The sequence below is a fragment of the Streptomyces sp. NPDC021225 genome (assembly GCF_044332865.1).
Classification (GTDB): Bacteria; Actinomycetota; Actinomycetes; order Streptomycetales; family Streptomycetaceae; genus Streptomyces.
Genome location: NZ_JBIRPV010000001.1, coordinates 850,696 through 876,935, shown reverse-complemented (window position 1 = coordinate 876,935; position 26,240 = coordinate 850,696). Strand labels below are relative to the sequence as shown.

The window sequence follows — 26,240 nt, the reverse complement described above, 5'->3', positions numbered from 1 at the left end:
CCTCGCTGCCGCGCGGTGCCCGTGCGCCGTGCGCGGCTACGCCATGTCAAGGCCGGTCGTGTGAGCCCCGGTCGTGTGAGCCGATGTTCGAGCCTCCCGCACCGCGCGTGCGGCGGGAAGAGGCAGTACGCCGTACGGGCCAGCGCGCCGCGCGTCCGCGGACGCGGATCGTCGCCCTCCGAGCCGCGGGCCCCGCCCGCGGGCGGCACGCCGCGGGCCGGGGCAGCCGAGCCGCGGGCCGGGGCCACGGGCCCGGGCGCGGGCGGGCCAGCCCGCTCATGGCCGCCGCGCCGCGCGCGGCGCGGTCAGGCGGGTGTGCAGGGAGCGCGCGGAGGCGTCTGTGAGGGCGGCGATCTGGTCGACGACGGCGCGCAGGCGACCCACGTCGTCCCCGGCCGCGTCCGCCTCGTCGAACAGCGCGCGGAACTGCGGGTCCAGGCCCACCGGGGCGCGGGCGGTCAGCGCCGCGCCGAGCTCGGCGATGATGACCCGCTGGTCGGCGCGGACGGCCTCCTGGTCGGCGCGCTGCATCACATAGCGGTCGGCGACGGCCTTGAGCACCGCGCACTCCAGCCGCGCCTCGCGCGGCACCACCAGCTCCGCTTCGTAGCGGGTGAACCGGCCGGTGCCGTAGGCGGCGCGGGTGGCCCCCTCGGCGGCGAGGCAGAAGCGGCCGATGAGCTGGCTGGTGGCGTCCTTGAGCCGGGCCTGGGCGACGGAGGACCCGTCGTAGCCGTGTGGCCACCACTCCTGGTCCAGCAGCCGGTCCAGCGCCTCGGCCAGCTCGTCCGGCTCGGCCCCGGGGGCGTAGCGGTCGGCGGCGACGGCGAAGACCTCGCGCCGCTCGGGCTCGGCGAGCAGCAGCCCGGGGTCGAGATGGCCGGCGTGCAGACCGTCCTCGACATCGTGGACCGAGTACGCCACATCGTCGGACCAGTCCATGACCTGGGCCTCGAAGCAGGTGCGGTGCTCGGGCGCGCCCTGCCGGAACCAGGCGAAGACCGGGATGTCGTCCTCATAGACCCCGAACTTGCGGGAGCCGGGGTCGCGGGGGTGGCCGCCGCGCGGCCAGGGGTACTTGGTGGCGGCGTCGAGCGCGGCGCGGGTGAGGTTGAGGCCCACGCTCACCGGCACGCCGGTCTCCGGGTCGGCGACGAACCGCTTGGGCTCCAGGCGGGCGAGCAGCCGCAGCGACTGCGCGTTCCCCTCGAAGCCGCCGCACGCCTCGGCGACCTCGTTGAGCGCCTGCTCGCCGTTGTGCCCGAAGGGCGGGTGGCCGAGGTCGTGGGCGAGGCAGGCCATCTCCACCAGATCCGGGTCGCAGCCGAGGGCGGCGCCGAGCTCCCGGCCCACCTGGGCGCACTCCAGGGAGTGGGTCAGCCGGGTGCGCGGGGTGGCGTCCCAGGCCGGGGCCCCAGGGCCGGGGTCGGCGGCGGGGGCCGCCGGGACGACCTGCGTCTTGCCGGCCAGCCGGCGCAGCGCGGCCGAGTGCAGCACGCGCGCCCGGTCGCGCTGGAAGGCCGTGCGGCCCGGGCGCTTGTCGGGCTCGGGCGCCCATCGTTCGAGGTCCGACGCCTCGTAGCCGGGGCTCGCCGAGGCCGTGGACTCGGTCGTCCGGGCCGGATCAGGTTGGTGGGTGGACTGGGTGGTCTCAGCTGAGGGGTCGGATGCCGTGGGTCCCGTGCGGCTCATACACCGACGGTAACCGCCGGGTGTGACATGGGTGCAGAGGCGAGCGCCTGTTCATAGCGGTGGACCACGAGCCGGGCGACGGCCGGATGGTCGCCGAGCGGGCCGGAGGCGACGCCGGGCGCGGCGGCCGCGCACTGGGTCGCGAACCGCCCGGGCGCGGCGAAGTACGAGGCCACCGCGATCCGCCGGCGCCCCCGGTCGGTCAGCGCGCGCACCGCCTCAGCCACGGTGGGCCCGCCGGCGGAGGCGTAGCCGGGCAGCACGGGCACCCCGCCGAGCCGGGCGCTGAGCAGGGCCGCGGCGCGGGCCGTGTCGGCGGCCGAGTCCGGGTCGCGGGAGCCCGCCGCCGCCAGCACGACCCCCGTCTCCGACAGCCCCCTGGACCGCCGCCACCCGGCCTCGGCGAGGCGCGCGTGCAGGGCCTCGGCGAGCAGCGGGTGCGGGCCGAGCGGGGCGGCGATACGGACCGACAGGTGGGGCGCGGCCGCGGCGGTGTCCGGCAGGTCCCGCTTGATGTGATAGCCGCGCCCGAAGAGGAGCGGTACGAGGACGGCCTCGCCGTGCAGCGCGGCCAGCGTGTCGGCGAGCAGCGGTTGGTTCAGCTCGATATGGCCGAGCCGTACGGGCAGGTCGGGGCGGAGCGCGCGGACGCGGTCCACGAGCGCGGTGACGGTGCGCAGCGCCTCGGGGTCGCGGCTGCCGTGCGCCACGGCGACGAGGGTCGGCGGGCGGCGCGCCGCGGTGGGGCGGGGGCCGCTGAGGGTGAGATGGCCGAGTTGCGAGCTGAGCTGGGCGGTGATCCGGGTCATGAGCTGCGCCGTACTGTCGAGGGGGCCGGAAGGGGCTGCGGGACCGGGGCGAGGCGACGCCGTCATGACGAGAGCCTCGCAGCGGGACATTGCACCCCCGTTGCGCGGCCGTCACAGGTGATTGCCACGAGTTCACCGCCCGCCGCCGCCCGCGCTGAGGTCCGGTTGCCCGGTGCGTAACGCGAGCGGACGCGGGCCGTAACACGGCCGTAGCACGCTGGCCGCATGCCGCACGCGACCCCCGTGACGACGCCCGACGCCGTCGACACCCACTGCCCGTACTGCTCGCTCCAGTGCGGCATGGCGCTGCGCCCCGCGCCGGGGAGCGAGGGGGGCGTGGCGGTGGTGGAGCGGACGGCCTTCCCCGTGAACCGCGGCGCGCTGTGCGGCAAGGGCCGCACCGCGCCCGCCGTGCTCTCCTCCCGGGTGCGCCTGACCGAGCCGCTGGTCCGCCGCCCTGACACCGGCAGGCTCGAACCGGCCACCTGGGAGGAGGCCCTGGACCGGGTCGCGGAGGGGCTGGCGGCCACGGCCCGGGCGCACGGGCGGGACGCGGTGGGGGTCTTCGGCGGGGGCGGGCTGACGAACGAGAAGGCGTACGCGCTGGGGAAGTTCGCGCGGGTGGTGCTCCGCACCTCGCAGATCGACTACAACGGCCGCTTCTGCATGTCCTCCGCGGCCGCCGCGCACAACAAGGCCTTCGGCCTGGACCGCGGACTGCCGTTCCCGCTCGCGGACGTGGCCCGCACGGGGTGTGTGATCCTCGTCGGCTCGAACCTCGCCGAGACGATGCCGCCCGCGCTGCGCTATCTGACCGAGCTGAAGGAGTCCGGCGGCAGGCTGATCGTGGTCGACCCGCGCCGGACCCGGACCGCCGAGCAGGCGGATCTCCACCTGGCGCCGCGCCCCGGGACGGACCTGGCGCTCGCGCTGGGGCTGCTGCACCTGGTGGTCGCCGAGGGGCGGGTGGACGAGGAGTTCATCGCCCGGCGCACCAGCGGCTGGCCCGAGGCGCGGGCCGCCGCGATGGCCCACTGGCCGGAGATGGTCGAGCGGATCACGGGCGTGTCCGTCCCCGAACTCCGGGAAGCGGTACGGATGTTCTGCGACGCGGAGAACTCCATGGTGCTCACCGCCCGCGGGCCCGAGCAGCAGTCGAAGGGCACGGACACCGTCGGCGCCTGGATCAACCTGTGCCTGGCCACCGGCCGCGCGGGCCGTCCGCTCTCCGGCTACGGCTGCCTCACCGGCCAGGGCAACGGCCAGGGCGGCCGCGAACACGGCCAGAAGGCCGACCAGCTGCCCGGCTACCGCAAGCTCGACGACCCGGCCGCGCGCGCCCATGTGGCGGCCGTGTGGGGCGTCGAGCCCGACGCGCTCCCCGGGCCGGGGCGCAGCGCGTACGAGCTGCTGGACGCGCTCGGCGGCGACGTACGGGCCCTGCTGCTCATGGGCTCCAACCCGGTGGTCTCCGCTCCCCGCGCGGGCCATATAGAGGCGCGGCTGCGGTCGCTGGACTTCATGGCGGTCGCGGACGTGGTCCTCTCCGAGACCGCAGCGCTCGCGGACGTCGTCCTTCCGGTCACCCAGTGGGCGGAGGAGACGGGCACCACGACCAATCTGGAGGGCCGCGTCATCCTGCGCCGCGCGGCCGTTCCTCCGCCGCCCGGCGTCCGCTCGGACCTCCAGGTGCTGGGCGGTCTTGCCGCCCGGCTGGGCTGGGAGAAGGGCTTCCCGGCCGACCCGGAGGAGGTCTTCGACGAGCTGCGCCGCGCTTCGGCGGGCGGGGTGGCGGACTACTCGGGGATCACGTACCGCCGGATCGCGGAGGAGGACGGGGTCTTCTGGCCCTGCCCGGAGGGGGCCTTGACCGGGCCCGGCCCGCACCCCGGCCCGCACCCCGGTACGCCGCGCCTCTTCCTCCACCGCTTCGCGACCGACGACGGCCGGGCCCGCTTCGTCCCGGTGTCCCACCGCCCGGCGGCAGAGGAACCCGACGCGGAGTATCCGCTGTTTCTCACCACCGGCCGGGTGCTCTCCCAGTACCAGTCGGGTGCGCAGACCCGCCGGGTCGAGGAGCTGAACCGAGCCGCCCCCGGCCCGTTCGTCCAGCTGCACCCCCAGCTCGCCGAGCGCCTGGGCGCCGCCGAGGGCGACCCCCTCGCGGTGACCTCCCGCCGCGGCCGGGCCGTCGCCCCGGCCCGCATCACCCGGGACATCCGGCCGGACACGGTGTTCATGCCCTTCCACTGGGCGGGCGAGGGGCGGGCCAACGCGCTCACGAACCCGGCGCTGGACCCGGTCTCCCGGATGCCGGAGTTCAAGGTGTGCGCGGTGCGGGTGGAACGGGCTGTGGGTTAGTCCCCCGCCCCGCCCCTTCCCGATCCTCCAGACGGGTGGATCTGGAGTGATCGCCAGTGGCGATATCACAGCAGGTCAAGGCGGTACCGTGGGGTCGGGTGGATTCTCGCGCCATGCCTACATCGGACAGCGTGACGCTTCGGACGCTCGATGGTCTGCACCTGGCTGGCACACTCGTGTGCCCCGACGTGCCAGCCTCGCGCGCTGTCGTGCTTGTGCACGGCGGTGGCGTCACTCGGGAAGAGAGCGGGTTCTTCACGCGCCTGGCTGCTGGAATTATACCGGTGCGGTGAGTATCGGACAGAGACACGCCGTAGTGTCGGCGAGTCTCTGTCCGATACTCACCACAACTCAGGCCTCGGACGCGAAAGTCACTGGTACTGGGCGTAGCCCGGGTCTCCTGGTGGGCCGGGTCCGCACCCGCCGCGGAGCGCAGCGCCGCGGGAGTAGCGCGCTCCCGCCCGCGCCTCAGGCCTCGTACGCGTCGACTTCCTTCAGGTAGGCCGCCCTCGTCCCCTCGTCCAGGAAGGACGCGCGGAACGAGTTCCGGGCGAGTGTCCGCAGCGTGGCGTCGTCCAGGCGCAGCGCGTCCCGTACGGCGTCGAAGTTGTCGCCCGCGTAGCCGCCGAAGTACGCCGGGTCGTCGGAGTTCACGGTGACCAGCAGGCCCGCGTCCAGCATCGCCCGCAGCGGGTGGTCCTCGAGCCGGTCGACGACGCGCAGCCGGACGTTGGAGAGCGGGCAGACGGTCAGCGGCACCTGGTCGGCGACCAGCCGGGCGACCAGGGCCTCGTCCTCCAGGGAGCGGACGCCGTGGTCGACGCGGTCGACGCCGAGGATGTCCAGGGCCTCCCAGACGTACGCGGGCGGGCCCTCCTCCCCCGCGTGGGCAACGCACTTGAGCCCCGCTTCCCGCGCCCGCGCGTAGACCTCGCGGAACTTCGACGGCGGGTTGCCGACCTCCGCCGAGTCGAGGCCGACGGCCGTGAGGCGGTCCAGGTAGGGGCGGGCCGACTCGAAGGTCTCCAGGGCGGACTCGGCACTCTCGTCGCGCAGGAAGCACATGATGAGGCGGGTGGTGATGCCGTAGGTCCGCTCCGCGGCGTCCAGCGCGCGCGACAGGCCGCCGATGACCGTGCCGATGGCGACGCCGCGCGCGGTGTGCGCCTGCGGGTCGAAGAAGATCTCGGCGTGCCGGACGCCCTGCGCGCGGGCGCGGGCGAGGTACGCGTTCGCGAGGTCGGCGAAGTCGTCCTCGGTGCGCAACACCGCCATCAGCGCGTAGTAGAGGTCCAGGAAGTCCTGGAGGTCGGTGAAGGAGTACGCGGCGCGCAGCTCGTCCTGGGAGGCGTACGGCAGCTCGACGCCGTTGCGCTCGGCGAGCGCGAAGGCCAGCTCGGGTTCGAGGGTGCCCTCGATGTGGAGGTGGAGCTCTGCTTTGGGGATCGGGGGCGGGGTCGGGGGCACGACGGGATCACCTGCTGTTTTTGCTGACGGGGAGGGTGACAAGAGTAATGCGGTGGCGTCTGCCGGCCGAACTGATCAAGCAACCGATCGGCCGTCATCAGCGTCAGTCCAGTCGGACAGTGGAGGGAGCGGTGGACGGATGGGTGCCGGAGAGCGGGTACGGAGAGCCGTGCGGGCGCGGCTGCGGCTGCCCAGGACCCGGCGCGGCCGGCGCCGCGCCGTCCAGGTGGTGATGGCGCTCAGCGTGCTCGCGCTGCTGCCCGCGACATGGCTCCGGCTGGCCGCGGACTCCCGGGTCCGCACGGTCGCGGACGTCCCGAGCGCCCCGGTGGCGGTGGTCTTCGGCGCCGGGCTGTGGAACGGCGAGCCGTCCCCGTATCTGGCGCACCGCCTGGACGCGACCGCCGAGCTGTACGAGCGCGGGAAGGTCCGCGCGATCCTGGTGACGGGCGACAACAGCCGGCACGACTACGACGAGCCGGACGCGATGCGCGCCTATCTCGTGCGGCACGGCGTGCCGGACGGGCGCATCGTCAGCGACTACGCGGGCTTCGACACCTGGGACTCGTGCAGCCGCGCCGAGCGGATCTTCGGTGTGCGCCGGGCGGTGCTGATCAGCCAGGACTTCCATATCCGCCGGGCGCTGGCGCTGTGCGAGGCGGCGGGCATCGACGCGTACGGGGTCGGCGTCGCCGAGCCGCGCGACGCGACGTGGCTGTTCGGCGGGGCGCGGGAGGCCGTCGCGGCGGGCAAGGCGGCGCTGGACGCGGCCTTCAAGCCGGACCCGCAGTTCCTGGGCCCGCGCGAGCGCGGGATCCAGAAGGCGCTGGAGGGCGAGGGCTCGCGCTGAGCCAAATGCTCAGTCGATCGTCGTCTGCGCCACCACCCACGCCAGGTAGTCCTCGCCGCCCTGGGTGATGGGGGTCGCGATGATCTCCGGCGTCTCGTAGTCGTGCGCCTCGCGGAGGTGCGCCTCCAGCTCCCCGTACCGCGCCGCGGTCGTCTTGAACAGCACCTGCCACTCGGTCGCGGTCTCGATCTCCCCCTGCCACCGGTACACCGAGGTGACGGGCTGGCTGATCTGCGCGCAGGCCGCCAGCCGCGCGGTCACCGCCCCGCGGGCCAGGGCCTCGGCCTTCTCGGGGGTGTCGGTGGTGGTCAGTACGGTCAGGAAGTCGGCCACGGCGGAAGAGCCCTTCTGTACGCGTCCCGGCTGTGCGACTGGCGCGGAACACGCTAGCCGGTCACGATTGAGGTGACCCGGCGACGATCGAGGGACACCATGGACGACCTCACCACACTCGCACGTCACCACCTGGACCGGGCCAAGACCGACCCGCACGGCCGAAGCTCACATCTGTTCCTGCACGACGGGCCGCTGCGGCAGAGCGTCATCGCCATGGTCGCCGGCTGCCAGCTCGACGAGCACAACGCGCCCCCGGCGGCCAGCCTCCAAGTGCTGCACGGGCATGTCCGGCTCACCGCGGGCAAGACCGGCCATGTCCGGATGGAGCTGATCGCCGGGCAGGTGCAGCGCATCCCGCAGGAGCGCCATGGGCTGGTCGCGGTGGAGGACTCAGTGGTGCTGCTGACCGCCGTGACCGCCACGGTGGGCTGCCCCACGCCCACCGAGGAGGCCGCCGCGCACCAGCACGCGGCGCGCCCCCATATGGCGGGCTGATCCGCCATACGGGGGCACGCCTTCACCGGGTCCGGCTCAGCCCTTCACGGGGGCGAGCTGCACACGGTCGATGTTCGGCGCGTACGAGCTCGGGTTGGCGAAGGTCAGCTTGTTCGCGCCCTTCGTCAGGTCGACGGGGACGCCGACGCTCCAGTAGTCGTTCCAGGTCCAGGTGTTCTTGAACGTGACGCGCTGGGCCGCGCCGCCCCCGACCGCGATATCGGCGGTCCGGGAGATGATGTTGGTGTTGTACTGGTGGCCGTCCGCGCGCTGGTTGTTGGCGTAGTGGACGATCAGCAGGTAGCGGCCCGCCGAGGGGGCCTGGACGGTCAGCTTCAGGTCGTTGGCCGCGCCGTCGCCGAGGAAGCCGACGTAGGCGCCGCCCGAGGCGTAGTCGCTCGCGGTCCTGGCGGCGGCCCCGCCGAGGGTGCCGCTCTCCGCCTCGTACGAGGCGAGCCCCTTGGTGTCACCCGCGCCCGTCGCGTCCAGGGAGGAGAGCCGGACGGCGGACTTGGTGGCGGGGGCGGCGGTGACGCGGTTGTTGCCGGCGGTGAGGAAGAGCCGCTCGGCCCGGCCCGGGGCGGTGGCCGTGGTGGTGCCGTGCAGGGACAGCTCGACGCGGCCGCCGGAGCCCTGCGGGGTCAGGGTGTAGTAGCCGTCGCGCGGCGCGTACACGTCGAAGACCGCGGTGTCCGAGCCGTCGAGGACCAGGGATCCGGTGCCGGTTCCGGCCGCGGAGGAGTAGTCGTAGCGGGGGCTGCCCGAGGGGTCGGCCAGGGTGGCCTCGTACGAGACGGACGAGGCGGCGGGGGTGGCGGCGGCGGTCAGGTCGATCTTGTCGAGGGTGGCCTCGCCCTTGTCGTGGGCCAGGGTGAGGGTGTGGCCGCCCGCGCTCAGCCGGACGGAGATGTGCTGGATGCCGCGGTAGGTCCAGTTGAGCGTGGAGGGGTAGGTGACCGGCTGCGCGGACTGGCCGTCCACGGTCAGGGTCTGGGTGGAGGGGGCGCCGGACTGGTTGCCGTAGAAGACCGCCAGGTCGTAGGTGCCGGTCTTCGGGACGTCGACGTCGAAGGCGACCTTGCTGGTGGGCTTGTTGAGGGAGCCGACGTCCTTGGTGCCCGAGGCGGCGTAGCCGTTGGCGTTGGAGACGGTGCCCTGGGTGTAGACCTGGCCGTCGGTGATGGTCGCCTTCTCGGGGTCCTCCGCTTCGTACGACGCGCTCCACGGCACGTCGGCCGCCCGCGGGGTGCCGGTGCCGGCCGGGGTGAGCGTGATCCGGTAGGCGGACATGGGCTTCATGCCGGTCAGCGGCACGGTCACCGAGCCGTCCTCGCCGACCGTGAGCTTGGTGCGGGACAGCACACGCGGCGGCGCGGCCGCGCCCTCGTAGCCGGACCACTCGGCCTCGGAGACGGTCGCCACCACGCGCGAGCCGAACAGCTCGCGGTCGACGTGCTGGACCGCCACGTCCGCGTCGCCCGCCGAACCGCCCACCAGGATCTGCGCCTGCTTGCGGGACGGGTCGTACGAGGCCAGGCCCTGAAGGGTGTCGATGGCATTGGCGGTGGGCGGGGTGACCTTCACGGTCCGGCCGGTCATCCCGGCGTACCAGCGGAAGAACCACCAGCCGCCGTTGGGGATGTTCGACCGGACGACATTGCCGCTGAGGTTGCCCGCGGCGTCCCAGTACGCCTGGTTGGCGTACACCTTGTTGCGCTCGAACATCGACACCCACTGGACCAGCTGGCCCGGCACGGACAGGTCGCGGCGGTTGGCGTACTCGTCGATGCTGATCGGGAGCGGGGAGATCCCGACGCTCTTCTCCAGCGCCCGGTAGTGGTCGTAGTGGGACTGGAAGTCCCTCAGCGAGCCGGACGACAGCTCATGCCAGGTCATCACGTCCGGCAGCACCTTGTTGGCCTTCGCCCAGGTCAGGAACTCCGGCAGGAAGCGGGTGTCGTAGCCCGCCTCGTTGGGTCCGGCGATCCGGGCGTCGGGGTCGATGGAGCGGATGCGCTGGTAGACCGTCTTCCACTCGGCGAAGAAGCGGTCCCGGCCCTTCTGGTAGGCGGCGGGGTCGGAGGAGTCGAGCTTGTACCAGATCTGGTCGGGCTCGTTGAACGGCACATAGACGAAGCGCTCGCTGTTCGGCGCGCCCGCAACCTCCTTGGCCATCTTCTCGACCTTGGGGAGGTAGTCGTCGATGCCCAGGTCCTGGTACGGCCACTGGGTGTACATGTCCTGGAGCAGGATGTAGACCGCGTCCCCGCCGTTGCGGAAGAAGGACTTGGAGACCGTCAGCGCGTCTCCGTTGGGGTGCTGCGCCCCGCCCTCCGGCTTCTGCGAGACGGTGGTCAGCTTCAGCGGGGCGAGGGCGGCGTCGCTGGGCACGCCGTCGTCGCTCAGCCCGTACAGCGCCCCGTTGGCGCCGCGCAGCACCGGGCCCTCACTCGCGGCGAGGTCGACGGAGAGGCGCTGGGCCTGGGCGGCCTTGGGCTGGTTGTCCGCGTACGAGGCGGCTGGTAGCGCGGCGGCGAACAGCGCCGCCCCGGCTATGACGGTGGTGAGGGCTCGTCGCTTTCTCATCGGAACTCTTCTCACAGGACCTCCAGTTACTTGACGGCTCCACTGGTGATTCCAGAAACGATCTTTCGCTGGGCGATCAGGAACACCGCGACCATGGGCAGGCTCATGACCACCACATACGCGAAGACCAGATGCCAGTTGTTGAGGTAGAGCTGTGCGCTCGCGACCTTGTAGAGGCCCAGCGGCAGCGTCGCCTTGTCCCCGCCGCCCAGGACGAAGAAGGCGTAGAAGATGTCGCTCCAGGCGTAGAGCATCACCATGATCGTCGCGGTGGCGATCACGGGGCGCAGCAGCGGCAGGATGATCCGCGTGAAGACGCGCAGCGGCGAGGCGCCGTCCATCCGCGCGGCCTCTTCCAGCTCCTGCGGGATGGTGCGGATGAAGCCGGTCATGAAGAAGATCGACGTGGACAGGTACATCCCGGTGTAGACGGCGATCATGCCGGGCCGGGTGCCGGCCAGGCCCAGCTGCCGCAGCTCCATCACGATGGTGATCACGGCGGGCGGCAGCAGCAGCCCGCTGATGGTGAGGGCGTACGCGGCGGACACCAGCCGCCCCCGGCGCCGGGCGAAGACCCAGGCCGCGCCCGCGCCCAGCACCAGGACCAGCACCACCGAGGGCAACACGACCAGCAGGCTGTTGACGAAGCCGCGCACCATCTCGCCCTCGCTGAGGGCCTGGTCGTAGTTGGCGGCGGGCTGCCAGTGGCCGGGCAGGTCCAGGTTGGGCTTGACCGCCTCGCCCTGGGACTTGGCCGAGGTGGCCAGGACCAGCCACAGCGGTACGCCGACGGCGAGCGCGGCGATCAGCAGGACGAGGGCGGGCCGCGCGTACCGCCAGACCCGGCCGGTGGGACTCATGACGAGTGCGCTCACAGCATCTGCTCCCTTCGGCGCAGTCCGATCACGAGCGGGATCGCGACGGCCACGACCACCAGGAAGAGCACCAGGCTCATCGCGGACGCCTGTGCGTACAGGCCCTGTCCGAAGACCCGGAACATGTAGATGTTGAAGACCTCGGTGGAGGACGCGGGACCGCCACCCGTGGTCGCCTGCACGATGTCGAAGGTGTTCATCGAGCCGATCAGCGCGGTGGTCACGTTGAAGGTGACCGCGGGCGCGAGCATCGGGAAGCGGATCGACCAGAACGTGCGCCAGGCGCCCGCGCCGTCGACCTTGGCCGCCTCCAGCGTGTCGCCGGGGATGCCCTTGAGCCCGGCGAGGTAGATGAGCATGGCCAGCCCCATCCACTTCCATCCGTGCACGGCGCTGACCAGCACCATCGTCCAGGTGGTGGAGCCCAGCCAGGGGATGTCCGTGCCGAGGAACTGGTTGACCGCGCCGTCCTGGTCGAGCAGGGCCTGGAAGACATAGCCGACGGCGAGCGCCGAGATCAGCACCGGCAGGAAGAACACCGCGCGGAAGAAGCGGTTGAAGCGGGTGTCCTGCTCCAGCAGCAGGGCCAGCACCAGCCCGAAGCCGTTCTGGAAGAGCGCGGCGAGGACCGCGTAGACCAGGGTGGTGCGGATGGCGCGGAGCAGGGAGCCGTCGTCGGCGATGGTGGTGAAGTTGTCGAACCCGGCGAAGGAGATGTCGGTGTGGTACGCCGACCAGTTGGTGAACGGATAGAAGAAGTTCAGCAGGTTCGGCAGCAGGAAGAAGCCCGCGAAGACCACGACGGCCGGCAGCGCGAACCACCAGGGGTGGTGCACGGCCGCCCTGGGCAGCCGCCCCACGCTCTTGCGCCGCCCGGCCCTCTTGCCTCCGCTGCCCCCGGCGGCCCGGGCGCGCGTTCGTACGGCGGTGTCTGCCACGGCTGGCCCTCCTCGCTCAGAAGCCCGGAGCGCTCTGGGCCTTGGCCACCTGGGCGAACTGGCCCTGCACCCACTCGGCGACCTGCTTCGGCGACTTCTTGCCGTAGATCATGTCGGCGAGGGCGAGATGCAGATCGGGGGCGACGATGGCCTTGGCCTGGAACACCCCGATGGCCTTGGGGAGTTCGGCGACCTGGGACTTGGCGGTCTGCGGCAGCCCGTCGGGGGTGGGCACGGACGGCTCGACGGACGGGATCTTCATCGTCTTGATGTAGTCGGCGTAGTCGGGGCCGAGCCAGAAGGCGAGGAACTGGCGGGCCGCGTTCTGCCGCTTCTCGTCACCGGTCTTGAAGGCGACCACGCCGTTCGTCTGGTCCGGGGAGTACAGGCCGGTGGCGCCGGAGTTGGCGACGGGGAACCAGCCGAGCTTCTTGTCGATCTCGGCGGTGCTGTGCTTGGCCTGGATCTGGGTCTGGAAGGACGTGACGTTGAGGACCATGCCCGCGTCGCCGTTCCACAGGGCGTCCGCGGAGTCGGTGAAGGTCCCGGTCCGGTAGTTCTTCTGGGCGAGCCCGGCGCCGAGCAGCTTGTCCTTGTAGGTGGTGATGGCCTTGACGACGGCGGGGTCGGTCCACTTGTTCTCGTTCTTGTTGAGCCCTTCCCACCACTGCTGGTCCAGGTCGGTCAGCTGCACCTGGACCTGCCACTGAAGGGGCCACTTGTCGCCGCCCGCCTCGTAGAAGGGCGCGGTGCCCGGCACCTTGTCCTTGATGCGGTGGCCGAGGGCGAGCAGGTCCGCGTAGCTCTGGGGGAAGTCCTTCTCGGCGATCCCGGCCTTCTTGAAGACGTCCTTGTTGTAGTAGACGCCGAGCATGGCGGGGCTGGTGACGATGGCGGCGTAGCGCTTGCCGCCGATCACGCCCAGGCTCTTCTCGGTGTCGCCGAGCTTCGCCTCCCAGGGCTCTCCGTCGAGGGTGAGCAGATTCCGCTGCGGCTGGATGAAGGGGAGGGTGGAGATGCTGGGCTGCCAGAACATCAGGTCCGGCCGGTCGCCCGAGGCGAGCTTGGTCGGCACGTTCTGCTCGTAGAGGTCGGGTATGGGCTGGACGTCGACCTTGGCGCCGGTGGCCTTCTCGAACGCCTCGATGACCTGCTTGGGGGCGTTGACCGTGTTCTGCGCGGTCCACATCGTCAGCTTGACGCCGTCGAGCCGGGCCGTGGGGTCGACCGTCGTCTTGGCCGCGCCGCCCGTGTCGTCGCCGCCCGCGGAGGTCGAGTCGCTGCATGCGGTGGCGGTCAGGGCGGTGGCGCAGATCAGCGCCAGGGCGGGGAGGACTCTTCTCATCGCGGTTCTCTGCCTCACTGCGTCGTCGGAGTGCGGGGCGGGGGCGTACACGTAGTGGGGGGGTGCGCGGAGGGGGCTGGGTGGGGGCGTGGTTACGGGGGCGGCGGGCCGGAGCTCTCCCGGACGATCAGCTCGGGTACGGACACGGGGTGCGGGGCGACCGGCTCGGCCTGTTCGACCAGCCCGTACAGCAGCCCGAACGCGGCCCGGCCAAGCCCCGTGAAGTCCAGCCGCACGGTGGTCAGGGAGGGCGTGAGATACGCGGAGTGCGGGGCGTCGTCGAATCCGGCCACGCTCACCTCGCCGGGGATCGCCCGGCCCGCCTCGTGCAGCGCGCGGATCACGCCGAGCGCCAGGTCGTCGTTGCCGCACAGGATCGCGGTGACCGACGGGTCGCGGGCCAGCTTCTGCCCCGCCCGGTAGCCGCTGGCCGGGTCCCAGCTGCCCGCCACCGGGCGTGGCTCGACCGCCCCGGCCTCGCGCAGCGCGTCGCGCCAGCCGGCGGTGCGCTGGCCGGTGCGGCGGGTGCTGGAGGGGATGGCGACGTAGTGCACGGTGCGGTGGCCGAGGCCCAGCAGATGGCGGGTGGCGGCGCGGGCCGCCTCCCGGTCGTCGGTCCACACCCAGGGGCGGTGCTCGCCGGGCGGGCTCGCGGGGGTCTCCACCACGCCCACCACCGGGTGTTCCTCGGGGACCGCCGCCAGCGCCCGGACGCCCGCGGTGTCGTACGCCATCACGATCAGCCCGCCGCCGGTGTCGGCGGCGCGCTGCACCTGGTCGCGTACGGCGGCCTCGTCGGCGGTCTCCAGTACGCCGATGCCGACCGCGTAGGAGGAGGCGCGGGCGGCCTCCTCGATGCCCTGGAGGGTCGCGGCGTAGCCGTAGTGCGTGGTGTCGGCGGTCAGCACGGTGACCGAGCGCGCGCGGCCGCTCGCCAGCGCGAGGGCGGTGGCGCTGCGCCGGAAGCCCAGCTCCTCGATGGCGGCGAGGACGCGCTCGCGGGTCGACGGCTTGACGCTCGGATGGTTGTTGATCACCCGCGAGACCGTCTGGTACGAGACGCCCGCCGCCGTCGCCACATCGCGGATTCCGGGCCGTCTTGTGTGACCGGTCACATTCATGCCAGGATTGTGACCGGTCACATAGGGGTCGTCAAGAGAACGCAACGAGGAATCACGAGGCGGACCAGGAGGGGACACGTTGACCGATACGGCATCCGACACGACATCCGAGGCGGGGTCAGGCGGCGCCCGGGACACGTTCACTTGGGGCCACGCGGGGCTCACCGCCCACTTCGCGACGGGCCCCGACGGGGTCGTACGGCTGGTGCGGCTGGCGGTTCCGGACGACGGCGGGCCGTTCACCGACAACGGAGCGCTGCCGCTCGTCGAGGTGCTGGCCCTCGGACACGGCAGCGAGTGGTCCGGGCAGCGCGGCGTCGAGACCGCGCTGGGCGTCCGGCTGCGCCACCGCGGCCACCGGGCCGTACGGGACATGCGGGACGGACAGGACTGGCACCGGCTGACGGTCGACCTCCACGACCCCGACTCCGGCCTGGCCGCCGAGGTCCGGCTGTCCTCCCCCGACGGGCTGCCGGTGCTGCGCGGCGAGGTCCGGCTCACCAACGAGGGCACGGACCCGCTGGTCGTCCAGGCCGTCACCAGCCTCGCCCTCGGCGGGCTCCCCTCCCCCGACGCGCTCGACGCGCACTGGGCCCGCAACGACTGGCTCGCCGAGTGCCGTTGGGACGGCGAGCCCCTGCGCGACCGGATCGTCGACCTCAGCCGCGACGCCCACCAGCACGACAGCCGCGCCGCCCTCACCCGCCACAGCCGTGGCAGCTGGCCCACCGACGGCCATCTGGCCATGGGGGCGCTGACCGACCGCGCCACCGGGCGGGCGTGGGTGTGGCAGATCGAGTCGCCGGCCGGCTGGCGCTGGGAGACCGGGGAGCTGGCCCACGGCACCTACCTCGCGCTCCACGGGCCGACCGACGCCGAACACCAGTGGCGCGCGCGGCTCGCCCCCGGCGAGTCCTGCACCACCGTCCCCGCCGCGCTGGCCCTGGCCCGGGACGGCGGCTTCGACCAGGCCCTGGCCCACCTCACCGCCTACCGCCGCGCCACCCGGCGCCCGCACCCCGACCACACCGCCCTGCCCGTGGTGTTCAACGACTACATGAACACCCTGATGGGCGACCCCACCACCGAGCGGCTGCTGCCGCTGATCGACGCCGCCGCCGAGGCCGGGGCGGAGTACTTCTGCATCGACTCCGGCTGGTACGACGACGATGACCAGGGCTGGTGGGACAGCGTCGGCGCCTGGCAGCCCTCGGCCCGCCGCTTCCCCGGCGGCGGCATCCACGCCGTGCTCGACCACATCCGCTCGCGCGGCATGGTCCCCGGGCTGTGGCTGGAGCCCGAGGTCGTCGGCGTGCGCAGCCCGGTCGCCGCCGAACTCCCCGACGACGCCTTCTTCCAGCGCGACGGGGTCCGCCTCGTCGAACACCGCCGCCACCACCTCGATCTGCGCCACCCGGCCGCCCGCGCCCACCTCGACAAGACCATCGACCGCGTCGTCGGCGAGTGGGGGGTGGGCTATCTCAAGCTCGACTACAACATCAGCGTGGCGCCGGGCACCGACTGGCACCCCGAGACCGGCCGCACCGCCCCCGGCGCGGGCCTCCTCGCCCACGCCCGCGCCTACCAGGACTGGCTGGCCGCCACGCTCGACCGCCACCCCGGGCTCGTCATCGAGAACTGCGCGTCGGGCGGGATGCGCATGGACTGGTCCTCGCTGGCCGTGACGCAGCTACAGTCCACCAGCGACCAGCAGGACCCCCTCCGCTATCCGCCCATCGCCGCCGCCGCGCCCACGGTGGTGCCGCCCGAGCAGGGCGCGGTGTGGGCCTACCCGCAGCCCGAGTTCACCGACGACGAGATCGACTTCACCCTGGCCGGCCCGCTGCTGGGCCGCGTCCACCTCTCCGGCCACCTGGACCGGATGTCCCCGGGGCAGCTGGCCCGGGTGCGGGCGGCCGTCGCGACGTACCGGCGGCTGCGGGGCGACCTGGCCACGGGGGCGCCGTTCTGGCCGCTGGGGCTCCCGGGGTGGGACGACGCCTGGGTGGCGTTGGGGGTGCGGAGCGGCGAGGCCACGTATGTGACGGCGTGGCGGCGCGAGGGCGGCCCGGCGGAGTGCGCCCTGCCGCTCGCGCACCTGTCGGGCCGCCGGGCGGAGGTCGAGGTGCTGCACCCGGCGGCCGCGGCGGGCGGCGAGGCGCGGTGGGACGCGGCCCGCGGCGAGCTGGCCGTGACGCTGCCGCGGACGCCGATGGCGCTGCTGCTGCGGCTGACGCCGGCCGGCTAGGGGCAATGCCGCTGTGTTTGTGGTGGATATGAGACGGCGACACGCCATGGACGTCGGGCGTGTCGCCGTCTCATACCCCAGAGTGTACGAACGTACCTTCTGGGGCGTACGATCGTACGCATGACGGTGGACTACTTTGCTGACGACCCGCGCACGAGTCTGGAGCGCATGCTCGCGGGTGATCTCTACATCGCTGACGATCCCGAGATCGCGGACAGGCAGCAGCGCGCCATGCGGCTCGCCGCGCGCTACCAGGCCACGTTCCTGGACGACCGCGCCGCCGCCCGGTCGCTCCTCGACGAGCTGCTCGGCTGCGCGGGCGAGGAGATCGAGGTGCGGCCGCCGCTGTACGTGGACTACGGCAGCAACATCTCCATCGGGGCACGGACCTTCGTCAACTACAACCTGACCGCACTCGACGTGGCGGCGATCACCATCGGCGAGGACTGCCAGATCGGCCCCAACGTCCAGCTCCTCACCCCCACCCACCCCCTGGAGCCGCAGCCCCGGCGCGACAAGCTGGAGGCCGCGCTCCCCATCACTGTCGGAAACAACGTCTGGCTCGGCGGCGGCGTCATCGTCTGCCCCGGGGTGAGCATCGGCGACAACAGCGTCATCGGCGCCGGATCGGTCGTCACCAAGGACATCCCCGCGAACGTCGTCGCCGTCGGCAGCCCCGCCCGGCCCGTCCGAGATCTCTGAGAGCGCCTGCTCCGATGGCCACCGGACACACCGACCCGCAGCGCCGCGAGCGCATCCTCACCGCCACCCTGAACCACATCGCCGACGAAGGCGTCGCCGGCGTCTCCCACCGGAAGATCGCCGCCCGCGCCGGTGTGCCGCTGGGCTCGATGACCTACCACTTCAAAGGCATCGACGAACTACTCCGCGAAGCGTTCACCCGCTTCGCCGACCACGTCGCCGCCATCTTCGAGGAGCGCCTGAACGCGGCCAAGAGCCCCGACCAGGCGCGCGAAGCGGTCACCGACCTCATCCACGAACTCTCCGACGGACCGCAGCAGGACCTGATCCTCACCCACGAGCTCTACACCCTCGCGGCCCGGCACCCGGAGTACCGGGAGCTGACACGGAAGTGGATGCTCCGCAGCCGGCAACTGCTGGAACGCCACTTCGACGCGGAAACGGCCCGCCAGCTCGACGCACTCATCGAGGGACTCGCCCTCCACCGCGCCCTCGACACCACACCGCACGACCGAAAGCTCACGAGCGAAGCCGTCAGGCGCATCACCACCACCGCCTAGACGCGGTCCTCAAACGGCCTGCGGGGACGCGGCCCTGACACCGGGTCCCCGCAGGCACACTGCGGCGACCCCCGTCAGTCGCCGCCGCCCCCACCGCCACCGCCGCCGCAGGAGGCGTGGCCGCCATAGGAGTGCGACCCCCAGTCCGAGCCCGAGCCCGAGTCCGAGCCCGAGCCCGAGTCCGAGGCAGAGGCGGCATCCGAGGCGGAGGCGGCATCCGAGGCGGAGGCCAGCTCGCGGTCGTATTCGTCGGCGTCCTCGATCGCCTCGCCCATACGAACCAGGCTTGCGCCCAAGTCGTCCCGATACGGCGTCGCCTTCCAGACGGCCTTGCGCAGGCGCTCGTCCTCAACGGCGGCGAGTCCGTCGAAGACATACGCGGGAAGCAGCCCCTCCTGCCTGGCCGCCTCCAACTCCCGTTCACCCGCGGGCGTGAGGTGCTGCCTGGAGCGGCTGAGCAGGCCGTACGAGGCGAGCCGTCGCCCGATCTTCTTCATCTCGGGGCCACCACGAACCTTCTCGACCGCGGAGAACGCGTACGCCCCCGCCGGGTGGCACTTCTTGATGATCGCGCGCTCGACCGCGTGGTCGGCCGGATCCACGGCCCTGAGGGCCCGCATCCTGGAGAAGATGAACTTGATCGCACCGCGCTCGCGCAGCTGAATGAGAGCGGTCCGGGCCACCCGCCGTGGCCCGCCCGCCAGGTAAGCGATGTCGTAGATGTCCAGTGTCAGCGGCGCCGCCGATTCGCGGCGCCGGAATATCGTCCGCACAGGAATGCCCCCGTCCACCCCGTCCATTCCTTTACCGCCAGTATGTCCGGCCGGTGGCCCGTGAACCGGGGACGGCGCCATTCCAGAGGAAGACTTGAGGTTGCCGCCCGCACGCGGCCCATCACGTCGGCCGCTTCCGCACCGCAACGGGCCATCACTCGATCCAGTTGTCTTCGATCATCGGCACCACTCCTCTGCCAAGTCGCGTCCAAGCTACGGGTGTGCATGATCCAACACACCTGTACGTGCATCAATCACTCGACAGACTCACCAGAGAGGAGCGCGGCGCTATCGGCTTCTATACAGGAGGCCACCACGGGATGATCAATGGACCCCTGCGATCGGGCCTGCCGCCAGACCCCGAGATCACAGAGCTGGTAGCACTCATGGACTCCGCACTGCACAAATATCGGCTGTCTGAGAACGCGCGCGTCTGCCGGATTGTCGGCGCGGACGCCTTTGGTTTGGAGAAGGCATCCGCGGTTCCGGAGCTAATAGGACGCGAGGTCGTGGAGCACGGTTATCTCTCCACGGAGGTCGGACGCACCCCACCGTTCACGATCAAGCCGCAAGAGCCCGTCGTCCTCCAGGTCACTGTGCCGCCGGGCACGCCCGCCCTGCCGGTTCGCTCGCTCACCCAGGTCACCACGGAGAACGAGTTGCTGCTGGGGCGCGGTCTGAGTTACTCGATCCTGTCATCGCGCTACGATGAACGCCTACGGATGTGGTCTTTGACAGTGTTCATCAGGCCCGGCTCAGGAGGCGCGTCGTGACACCTGATATGCGTGACGACGAACCGAAGTTCAACCTGATCGAGAATGAGACCTACGAAGACGCGGTCCAGCGGCGCGTCGAAGCAATGGACGCGCTCGGCGAATACATTCCGCCCTCCCCCTACGAACTTTTCCTCAAGCGGCGGAAGCAGAAGTCTGGCTCCGCAGCCTGATGATGTTTCCTGATCGCGGAGCCGGCCTCGCTGCGAGAGCCGCATCTTCGCGCAACACATACATCCACGAAGCCACTCTCGGGCGCCCACCTACGGCGCCCGAGAGCCTGCGGGGCTATTCCAGCTCCGGGCGCCCCCTGGCCGCATCGCAGATCATCGCCCCGATCGTCAGCTTCATGTTGCGGCGCAGCTGGTCCAGCCGTCCCTGAAGGATCGCCGCGGCGTTGGCCGGGTCGGCCCGTACGGCCGCGCGGGCCCCGCTGTCGCCCGGGCCGTGCGTGAACGACTGGCGGACCACGGTCTGCTCGGGCCGCACAGCGGGGCGCAGGTCGTAGCGCCAGGTGGCGAACGGCTCATGGGTTTCCGGGGCGCCGCCGTACACGTCCCAGCCGAACGAGTACGGCGGTTGGGCGGCGGTGACCACGCACAGCACCTGCGTGACCAGGCCGTTCGGGAACCGGTTACGGGCCTCGTACCGCGCGCCGACCGCCGGTTCTGTCCAGCCGTCCAGCCAGGCCGCGTGGGTGCACTCAGGGCTCCAGTCGCCGTAGCGCGAGAGGTCCGTGATCGCGGGCCAGAGCTCGTCGACGGTCAGGTCGACGAGGAGTTCGACCTCGGTGTGGGCGCCCGTGACTCCGTAGTCTTTGTCCATGCCTGGGTAGACCGGCCGGGCGCCGGAAACTCATCGCGGTCGCGGGACAACGCCGAGCCGACGCCGGGCGCGTCCCGACGGCGTAGCACCGCGCGTGATGCCCAACGGCGAGTAAAGTGCCTGAGCCCAGGGCCTGTACGACAGCCAACTGGAGGTCTCCTCGTCCTGGACCGTGGTTTGGACCAAACGGGGGGTGGCCGTGACACGGAGCGCGCAACCGGGCCAGCTGATCGGGGGCCGCTACCGGCTGGTCTCCGACCTTGGCTCAGGAGGATTCGGGCGGGTCTGGAAGGCTCATGACGAGACCCTGCGCATCGACGTGGCGGTCAAGGAGCTGTGGCTGCTCCAGGCAGTGCCCGAGACAGAGCAGGCCGAACGGCTGGCGCGCGCCGAGCGTGAGGCGCGCAACGCCGCCCGGCTGCGCGACCACCCGAACATCGTCGCGGTCCACGATGTCGTCATCGAGGACGACCGCCCCTGGATCGTGATGCAACTGGTCGACGGCTGCTCGCTGGAGAAGCGTCTCGCCGAGCACGGACCGCTGTCGGCGGAGGAGGCCACGGAGGTCGCCGAGCGGCTGCTGCACGCGCTCGGCGCGGCACACGACGCGGGGATCGTGCATCGCGACGTCAAGCCGGCCAACGTCATGATGGCTGAGGACGGCAAGGTCCTGCTCGCCGATTTCGGGATCGCGGTCCACCATTCCGACACCGCCCTGACCGCCACGGGGGCGGTCATCGGCTCGGTGGAGTACATGGCCCCCGAACGGGTGCGTGGTACCGACGGGCTGGCCGCCAGCGACCTGTTCTCCCTCGGGGTGACGCTGTACCAGGCCGTCGAGGGCGTCTCGCCGTTCCGCCGCGACACCCCCACCGGATCGCTGACCGCCGTCCTGTTCGACCAGGCGCCACCGCTCCGGCGAGCCGGACCGCTCGCGCCGCTCATCACGAACCTCCTGGAGAAGGACCCGGACCGGCGTCCGACCGTCCCGGCGGCCCTGGCTTCGCTCCGTTCACCAACAGCGGCCATGACCACGCAGCCCGCTCACCGCCTGCCCGAGACCGTCACCGTCACCTCACCGTCCAGCACCGCCACGTCGCGCTCCCGGCGCAGGGCAGGGGCGCTCGTCGCCGCGGGCGCCTTGGTTCTGGCCCTCGCCGTGACCGGCCTGGTACTGAAGTGGCCGTTCGGGGAATCCGATGACAAGACCGCCGGTAAGAAGGTGGGCGGTGGCACCCGTGCCGGCACGATCGGCCTGGCGCTGCCGACCGAGGACTCCGAGCGGTGGACGGCCGACGGCAACGCCATGAAGAGGCAGTTCGAGGCCAAGGGCTACAAGGTCGACCTCCAGTACGGCGACGGGGACGCCAACCAGCAGGTCTCACAGATCGACAGCATGATCGTCACGGGGCACAAACTGCTGGTGGTCGCCCCGGTCGACAGCGCCGCGCTGGTCGACGTGCTGAAGCGGGCCAAGGACGCGGGCACCAAGGTCATCGCGTACGATCTGCCGCTGCTGAACACCGACGCGGTCGACTACTACGTCAGCTTCGACAACCGCAAGGCCGGCCGGCTCCAGGGCGACTACATCGTCCACAAGCTGGGGCTCGACAGGGGCGAGAAGGGCCCGTTCAACGTCGAACTGTTCGCCGGTGCGGCCACGGACCCGAACACCCGGTACTTCTTCAACGGCGCGATGGACGCGCTCAAGCCGTACATCGACAAGCACCAGATCGTGGTCCGCAGCGGCCAGACCGGGCTGAACCAGGTCACGACCGACCGCTGGGACGGCGCTGCCGCCCAGAAGCGGATGGACGACCTGCTCAGCGAGTCGTACACCAAGGCCAGGGTCGACGCTGTGCTCTCGCCGTACGACGGCATGTCCCTCGGCATCATCTCCGCGTTCAAGAGCGCCGGCTACGGCACCAAGAACCGGCCGTACCCGATCGTCACCGGGCAGGACGCGGAGCTCGCCTCGGTCAAGTCGATCAACGAGGGCGAGCAGACGCAGACCGTCTACAAGGACACCCGCAAGCTCGCCAAGACCGCCGTGCGGATTGGCGACGCGATGCTGACGGGTGGCAAGCCGGAGGCCGACACCACAACGACGTATGACAACAACGAGAAGGAGGTCCCGTCCTCCCTGCTGCCGCCGGTGAGCATCGACAAGTCCAACACCCGGATTCTGGTGGACGAGGGCTACTACACCTCAGCCGAGCTGACGTAGGGCACCGGCCCGATCACGCCAGCCACTGGTCGTACGCCAGCTTGCAGACCAGCGAGACCACCACGACCACCAGCACCCCCCGGACGAACCCGCTCCCCCGCTTCAGCGCCATCCGCGCGCCCAGCATCCCGCCGCCCAGGTTGAAGAGCGCGAGCAGCCCCGCCATGCGCCACAGGACCGTGCCCTGGGCGGCGAAGGTGACCAGCGCGCCGAAGTTGGTGCAGACGTTGACGACCTTGGCCGTGGCGGAGGCGGTGACCAGGTTCATATGGAGCGCGGCGACCAGGGCGATGACGAGGAAGGTGCCGGTGCCGGGGCCGATCAGGCCGTCGTAGAAGCCGATGCCGAGGCCGATGGCGAGGATCGCGGCCAGGACGCGCTGCCTGGTCAGGGGCTCCGCGGGGGCCGGGGCGGTGCCGAAGGCCGGGCGGAGGAGGACGAACGCGAGGACGGCCAGCAGGACCACCATGATCAGCGGCCGCAGCACACCGCTGTCGATGCCGGAGGCGAAGAAGGCGCCCGCGAGGGAGCCGGCGACCGCGGCGGCGCCTATGCGCACGGCGAGCCGTATGTCGAGCGGGGTCTTGCGGGTGTACGTGATGGCGGCGCCGGTCGTCCCGACAATGGCGATCGCCTTGTTGGTGCCGAGGATGTAGGTGGGCTGGAAGTTCGGCAGTCCGACCAGCATGGCGGGCAGCAGGAGAAGGCCCCCGCCGCCCACTACGGCGTCGATCCAGCCGGCACCGGCCGCGGCGAGGCAGAGCAGGAGCAACGTCACCAGCGATATGTCGGGCATGGTCAGGAGCCTAGCCAGTGTGATGCGCCAGAAATCTTGCGGTCTGCCTCCAGCGCCTTGATGGAGGTGTGGACGCCTCGGCGGATCAGCGTCGGGAGTGTTGTGGGTGGCGTACTTGTCGCACATCAGGTGCACATCCGCGCGGGTGCCCGCCGCGTCGAGGCCGGCTTCGCTCGCGAGGGATGGTACGTGCCGCCCTGCCGGAGCTCACCGGCGATGCTCCCCCTTCTCGTACGGGGAGGGCACAGGGAAGTACGCGTCGAGGAACGGGCCGAGCAGGGCCTGTTGTGCGTCGATGTCCTGCTCGCCGGAGACGGTGTCGTTGAGGCAGAACACCTGGCGATCCCGGCGTGCCAGCAACCTGGCGAGCCGTGTCGCGGTGTCCGGGTGCGACAGGTCCAGGTAGGTGTAGCGGAGGCTGCCGGGGACCGCGCGGGCCGTGTGGAAGGCGTAGTAGTGGTGGAGCGATGAGGCGATGGACAGGTCGTCCATGCTGCGGAAGGTGTTGCCGGCGGTGGCCTGGTGGCGGGTGGCGAAGCCGGTTTCGATCTCTTCCAGGACGCTGCGTCGCAGCGGGTGGGGGGTGTGTTTCATCTTCTGGGTGATCACGGTGCCGAAGTGGGCCTGGATCAGCGTTCGGTTGTTCTTCCCGGCGATCGAGACCGGCACGTCGTCGTTGGACGGCTCGCCCGGCGGGATCAGCGCGGGGGAGGGGAAGAACTTGGTCAGCCCGTTGGCGTGGAAGAAGTCCTGTGGTGTGACGGGCCGGCCGAGGAAGACGTCGTCGTTGAAGTAGAGGAAGTGCTCGGCCAGGCCGCCGATGCGGTGCAACTGGCTTTCGATGGCGTGTGAGTTGAAGGTCGGCAGCACGCTCGGGTCGGCGAAGATCTCCTTGTGGCTGACCACCCGCAGCCCTGGGGCGTCCAGGTTCAGCCAGGACGGTATCTGGTCGTCGGTCACCAGGAACACTTTGCGGATCCATGGTGCGTTCTGGTGCAGGGAGCGCAGCGAGTAGCGCAGTTCGTCGCGGCTGATGAACCGCGCCGCGTTCGCGGCCTCCTCGTGGTATGCCGTCCCGGCGGCCTCGGCCCGGCGGCGCAGCCAGGCCGGGTCCTGGCCGTCGACCCAGGTGTAGACCACGTCGACGGGGAACCGGATGTCGTCGGGCCGGGGCGCGGCGAACTCCCGGCGGGTGCGGACTTCGGGCAGTGGACGGCCCGTGGCGGGGGCGAGCCGGGTGAATCCCGCGTCGGAGATCCGCACGGGCGCGTCGGAGCGGGGCACCTGATCGGCCACCCGGTTCGGGCGGGGCGCGAGTAGCCGGTCGCCGTCGGCGGGCCAGAACTCCACGTCGCAGCCGTGTTCGGGGCCCAGCACCAGTCGGCCGGTGGGGTCGCTGTGGTACCAGGTCATGCGGATCACCTCCGCTGTGGCGAGCTTCTGCCACGAGGCGGGGGCGAAGCCGGGCGCGGAGGAGCGGGGCGTACGGGTCCGCCGGTCCATGGCGGAGACATAGCCGGGCAGGGTTTCACAGAGTTCGGCCAGGGCCTGGTGGACCCGGGGGCGGTCCTCGGCGGGCGTGGCGACGACGGCCGAGCCGTCCCGGCCACCGCGCACACAGAAGTAGTCGACGTGTGCCTCGTCCAGCGCCCGGCACACCGCGGCCAGGTTGTCGCCGCGCGCCTGCAACGGCGAGACGGCCTGACCGACGAGGGTCACCTTGGGGACGCCCCGCACGCTGTGCAGGGCCCGGTCCGGGGCGTCCGACAGGCCCCTCAGGCGCCGCAGTTCGCGGGCAGACCGCACCCGGCCCATACCGGACGCGGGCGTCGGGACGGCGGCGAGGCGCCGCTTGACCTGTCTGCGCACCTCGGGGGAGAACCGCTGGGCGAGCGCCCGGCGGGTCCTCACCGGCAGGCCCCGCCGGTAGACGCCGACCCACCAGGACGTCTCCGGGTTCCGCTGGACGAGTGCCGCCGCGTGGGCGCTCCACGGCGAATCCTCGGTGGGCGCCACATCCGGCGCAGATTGCTTCTTCACGTGTCCCGACCTCTCGAAATGATCTGCATGTGGGACCGGATCAGACGTCTACGTCGACGGAACCGCAGAAGACACAGGTGTGGAAGCCGTCCCCCGAGGCCTCCGACGACCGTGTCCGGCCACAGTCGTCGCAATGGCGGACGGGCCGGCCCTCCGCTTCGCCGCATACGTCGTCGGCCGACGCGGGGAACCCCGTCCGGAACCGGACCCGGCTGGTCAGACGGCTCAGCGCGGCCATCGGGTAGCGGAAGACGAACACCGCGGACACCTTTCGTCGCACAGACCGGTCACCGTTACTTGCCTGATGAGAGGAAAAGCGTTCGCGGGCGCCACCGGCTGACCGCTGGACCAGGCCCAGGACCACGTGAACGCCCGCACACGGCCGCGCCAGGACCCTCAACCATCCCCGGGACGGCCACGA

Annotated in this window: 23 protein-coding genes and 1 pseudogene; 10 read left to right on the top strand and 14 right to left on the bottom strand. The window is 71.6% G+C overall.

The window, feature by feature from the left end; translation table 11 throughout:
• Positions 1 to 276: 276 nt before the first annotated feature.
• Complete coding sequence (locus ACH4S9_RS03995; protein ID WP_398369642.1) at positions 277 to 1,692, bottom strand: deoxyguanosinetriphosphate triphosphohydrolase; 1,416 nt, start codon at positions 1,690 to 1,692, stop codon at positions 277 to 279.
• Positions 1,689 to 2,501 (bottom strand): sirohydrochlorin chelatase, encoded by an 813-nt coding sequence (locus tag ACH4S9_RS03990; RefSeq protein ID WP_385341569.1) that lies wholly within the window; start codon positions 2,499 to 2,501, stop codon positions 1,689 to 1,691. The genes ACH4S9_RS03995 and ACH4S9_RS03990 overlap by 4 nt, the downstream gene beginning before the upstream one ends.
• Positions 2,502 to 2,726: 225 nt before the next feature.
• On the opposite strand from ACH4S9_RS03990, the gene ACH4S9_RS03985 reads away from it, so the two are divergent.
• Positions 2,727 to 4,862, top strand: coding sequence for a molybdopterin oxidoreductase family protein (locus tag ACH4S9_RS03985; RefSeq protein WP_398369639.1), 2,136 nt, complete (start codon positions 2,727 to 2,729; stop codon positions 4,860 to 4,862).
• 468 nt (positions 4,863 to 5,330) lie between these two features.
• On the opposite strand, the gene ACH4S9_RS03980 is transcribed toward ACH4S9_RS03985, so the two are convergent.
• Positions 5,331 to 6,329 carry an adenosine deaminase gene (locus ACH4S9_RS03980; RefSeq protein ID WP_385341564.1) on the bottom strand — a complete coding sequence of 333 codons (999 nt, stop codon included), beginning with the start codon at positions 6,327 to 6,329 and terminating at the stop codon, positions 5,331 to 5,333.
• A 139-nt stretch (positions 6,330 to 6,468) separates the two neighbouring features.
• Between ACH4S9_RS03980 and ACH4S9_RS03975 the strand changes: the two genes are divergently transcribed.
• Positions 6,469 to 7,179: a vancomycin high temperature exclusion protein gene (locus tag ACH4S9_RS03975; RefSeq protein ID WP_398369637.1), complete on the top strand. Its 711-nt coding sequence runs from the start codon at positions 6,469 to 6,471 to the stop codon at positions 7,177 to 7,179.
• Positions 7,180 to 7,188: 9 nt separating this feature from the next.
• Here the strand turns inward: ACH4S9_RS03975 and cutA are convergent, their stop codons facing one another.
• Positions 7,189 to 7,512, bottom strand: a complete 324-nt coding sequence (gene cutA, locus ACH4S9_RS03970; RefSeq protein WP_311722666.1) for a divalent-cation tolerance protein CutA — start codon at positions 7,510 to 7,512, stop codon at positions 7,189 to 7,191.
• 99 nt (positions 7,513 to 7,611) lie between these two features.
• On the opposite strand from cutA, the gene ACH4S9_RS03965 reads away from it, so the two are divergent.
• On the top strand, positions 7,612 to 8,010 hold the full coding sequence (locus tag ACH4S9_RS03965) for a cupin (protein WP_358847492.1): 399 nt from the start codon (positions 7,612 to 7,614) through the stop codon (positions 8,008 to 8,010).
• Between the two features lie 36 nt (positions 8,011 to 8,046).
• Here the strand turns inward: ACH4S9_RS03965 and ACH4S9_RS03960 are convergent, their stop codons facing one another.
• From ACH4S9_RS03960 to ACH4S9_RS03940, 5 genes are all read right to left on the bottom strand, one after another.
• Complete coding sequence (locus ACH4S9_RS03960; protein ID WP_398369634.1) at positions 8,047 to 10,596, bottom strand: CBM35 domain-containing protein; 2,550 nt, start codon at positions 10,594 to 10,596, stop codon at positions 8,047 to 8,049.
• Positions 10,597 to 10,622: 26 nt separating this feature from the next.
• Positions 10,623 to 11,456: a carbohydrate ABC transporter permease gene (locus ACH4S9_RS03955; RefSeq protein WP_311722931.1), complete on the bottom strand. Its 834-nt coding sequence runs from the start codon at positions 11,454 to 11,456 to the stop codon at positions 10,623 to 10,625.
• Positions 11,457 to 11,467: 11 nt separating this feature from the next.
• A complete protein-coding gene (locus ACH4S9_RS03950; protein WP_311722663.1) occupies positions 11,468 to 12,409 on the bottom strand; it encodes a sugar ABC transporter permease in 942 nt (313 codons plus the stop codon).
• Between the two features lie 16 nt (positions 12,410 to 12,425).
• The gene (locus ACH4S9_RS03945; protein WP_398369631.1) at positions 12,426 to 13,754 is read right to left on the bottom strand and encodes an ABC transporter substrate-binding protein; all 1,329 of its coding nucleotides are present in this window, start codon (positions 13,752 to 13,754) and stop codon (positions 12,426 to 12,428) included.
• A 92-nt stretch (positions 13,755 to 13,846) separates the two neighbouring features.
• Entirely contained in the window at positions 13,847 to 14,875 is a 1,029-nt protein-coding gene (locus ACH4S9_RS03940; RefSeq protein WP_361190044.1) for a LacI family DNA-binding transcriptional regulator, read from the bottom strand.
• A 79-nt stretch (positions 14,876 to 14,954) separates the two neighbouring features.
• On the opposite strand from ACH4S9_RS03940, the gene ACH4S9_RS03935 reads away from it, so the two are divergent.
• The 3 genes from ACH4S9_RS03935 to ACH4S9_RS03925 all read left to right on the top strand — a co-directional run bounded on the left by ACH4S9_RS03935 (position 14,955) and on the right by ACH4S9_RS03925 (position 18,385).
• A complete protein-coding gene (locus tag ACH4S9_RS03935; protein ID WP_398369628.1) occupies positions 14,955 to 17,123 on the top strand; it encodes an alpha-galactosidase in 2,169 nt (722 codons plus the stop codon).
• A 120-nt stretch (positions 17,124 to 17,243) separates the two neighbouring features.
• The gene (locus tag ACH4S9_RS03930; RefSeq protein ID WP_361190049.1) at positions 17,244 to 17,825 is read left to right on the top strand and encodes a sugar O-acetyltransferase; all 582 of its coding nucleotides are present in this window, start codon (positions 17,244 to 17,246) and stop codon (positions 17,823 to 17,825) included.
• A 14-nt stretch (positions 17,826 to 17,839) separates the two neighbouring features.
• Positions 17,840 to 18,385 (top strand): TetR family transcriptional regulator, encoded by a 546-nt coding sequence (locus tag ACH4S9_RS03925; RefSeq protein WP_311722658.1) that lies wholly within the window; start codon positions 17,840 to 17,842, stop codon positions 18,383 to 18,385.
• A gap of 74 nt (positions 18,386 to 18,459) precedes the next feature.
• On the opposite strand, the gene ACH4S9_RS03920 is transcribed toward ACH4S9_RS03925, so the two are convergent.
• Positions 18,460 to 19,158 (bottom strand): TIGR04222 domain-containing membrane protein, encoded by a 699-nt coding sequence (locus tag ACH4S9_RS03920; protein WP_398369625.1) that lies wholly within the window; start codon positions 19,156 to 19,158, stop codon positions 18,460 to 18,462.
• Between the two features lie 221 nt (positions 19,159 to 19,379).
• Here ACH4S9_RS03920 and ACH4S9_RS03915 point away from each other — a divergent pair, with 221 nt between their 5' ends.
• Together ACH4S9_RS03915 and ACH4S9_RS03910 are read left to right on the top strand one after the other, a co-directional pair.
• A complete protein-coding gene (locus ACH4S9_RS03915; protein ID WP_311722656.1) occupies positions 19,380 to 19,931 on the top strand; it encodes an ADP-ribosyltransferase in 552 nt (183 codons plus the stop codon).
• Positions 19,928 to 20,104 (top strand): hypothetical protein, encoded by a 177-nt coding sequence (locus ACH4S9_RS03910; RefSeq protein WP_311722655.1) that lies wholly within the window; start codon positions 19,928 to 19,930, stop codon positions 20,102 to 20,104. The genes ACH4S9_RS03915 and ACH4S9_RS03910 overlap by 4 nt, the downstream gene beginning before the upstream one ends.
• 115 nt (positions 20,105 to 20,219) lie before the next feature.
• Here the strand turns inward: ACH4S9_RS03910 and ACH4S9_RS03905 are convergent, their stop codons facing one another.
• The gene (locus ACH4S9_RS03905) at positions 20,220 to 20,756 is read right to left on the bottom strand and encodes an SRPBCC family protein (RefSeq protein WP_311722654.1); all 537 of its coding nucleotides are present in this window, start codon (positions 20,754 to 20,756) and stop codon (positions 20,220 to 20,222) included.
• Positions 20,757 to 20,928: 172 nt separating this feature from the next.
• Between ACH4S9_RS03905 and ACH4S9_RS03900 the strand changes: the two are divergent.
• Together ACH4S9_RS03900 and chvE are read left to right on the top strand one after the other, a co-directional pair.
• A pseudogene (locus tag ACH4S9_RS03900) lies at positions 20,929 to 21,747 on the top strand (serine/threonine-protein kinase); the annotation flags it as partial.
• 36 nt (positions 21,748 to 21,783) lie between these two features.
• Positions 21,784 to 22,983 (top strand): multiple monosaccharide ABC transporter substrate-binding protein, encoded by a 1,200-nt coding sequence (gene chvE, locus ACH4S9_RS03895; protein WP_394816708.1) that lies wholly within the window; start codon positions 21,784 to 21,786, stop codon positions 22,981 to 22,983.
• Between the two features lie 13 nt (positions 22,984 to 22,996).
• On the opposite strand, the gene ACH4S9_RS03890 is transcribed toward chvE, so the two are convergent.
• The 3 genes from ACH4S9_RS03890 to ACH4S9_RS03880 form a co-directional block, all read right to left on the bottom strand.
• Positions 22,997 to 23,779, bottom strand: a complete 783-nt coding sequence (locus ACH4S9_RS03890) for a TSUP family transporter (RefSeq protein WP_311722653.1) — start codon at positions 23,777 to 23,779, stop codon at positions 22,997 to 22,999.
• A 207-nt stretch (positions 23,780 to 23,986) separates the two neighbouring features.
• Positions 23,987 to 25,819, bottom strand: a complete 1,833-nt coding sequence (locus tag ACH4S9_RS03885; RefSeq protein WP_311722652.1) for a stealth family protein — start codon at positions 25,817 to 25,819, stop codon at positions 23,987 to 23,989.
• A gap of 40 nt (positions 25,820 to 25,859) precedes the next feature.
• Positions 25,860 to 26,099: a hypothetical protein gene (locus ACH4S9_RS03880; protein WP_311722651.1), complete on the bottom strand. Its 240-nt coding sequence runs from the start codon at positions 26,097 to 26,099 to the stop codon at positions 25,860 to 25,862.
• Positions 26,100 to 26,240: the final 141 nt, after the last annotated feature.

Coding starts and splice junctions, on each gene's coding strand:
- ACH4S9_RS03930 (WP_361190049.1), top strand. CDS start 17,244: ATGACGGTGGACTACTTTGCTGACGACCCGCGCACGAGTCTGGAGCGC.
- chvE (WP_394816708.1), top strand. CDS start 21,784: ATGACCACGCAGCCCGCTCACCGCCTGCCCGAGACCGTCACCGTCACC.
- ACH4S9_RS03955 (WP_311722931.1), bottom strand. CDS start 11,456: ATGAGTCCCACCGGCCGGGTCTGGCGGTACGCGCGGCCCGCCCTCGTC.
- ACH4S9_RS03945 (WP_398369631.1), bottom strand. CDS start 13,754: ATGAGAAGAGTCCTCCCCGCCCTGGCGCTGATCTGCGCCACCGCCCTG.
- ACH4S9_RS03975 (WP_398369637.1), top strand. CDS start 6,469: ATGGGTGCCGGAGAGCGGGTACGGAGAGCCGTGCGGGCGCGGCTGCGG.
- ACH4S9_RS03940 (WP_361190044.1), bottom strand. CDS start 14,875: ATGAATGTGACCGGTCACACAAGACGGCCCGGAATCCGCGATGTGGCG.
- ACH4S9_RS03990 (WP_385341569.1), bottom strand. CDS start 2,501: ATGACCCGGATCACCGCCCAGCTCAGCTCGCAACTCGGCCATCTCACC.
- ACH4S9_RS03985 (WP_398369639.1), top strand. CDS start 2,727: ATGCCGCACGCGACCCCCGTGACGACGCCCGACGCCGTCGACACCCAC.
- ACH4S9_RS03965 (WP_358847492.1), top strand. CDS start 7,612: ATGGACGACCTCACCACACTCGCACGTCACCACCTGGACCGGGCCAAG.
- ACH4S9_RS03960 (WP_398369634.1), bottom strand. CDS start 10,596: ATGAGAAAGCGACGAGCCCTCACCACCGTCATAGCCGGGGCGGCGCTG.
- ACH4S9_RS03925 (WP_311722658.1), top strand. CDS start 17,840: ATGGCCACCGGACACACCGACCCGCAGCGCCGCGAGCGCATCCTCACC.
- ACH4S9_RS03995 (WP_398369642.1), bottom strand. CDS start 1,692: ATGAGCCGCACGGGACCCACGGCATCCGACCCCTCAGCTGAGACCACC.
- ACH4S9_RS03905 (WP_311722654.1), bottom strand. CDS start 20,756: ATGGACAAAGACTACGGAGTCACGGGCGCCCACACCGAGGTCGAACTC.
- ACH4S9_RS03890 (WP_311722653.1), bottom strand. CDS start 23,779: ATGCCCGACATATCGCTGGTGACGTTGCTCCTGCTCTGCCTCGCCGCG.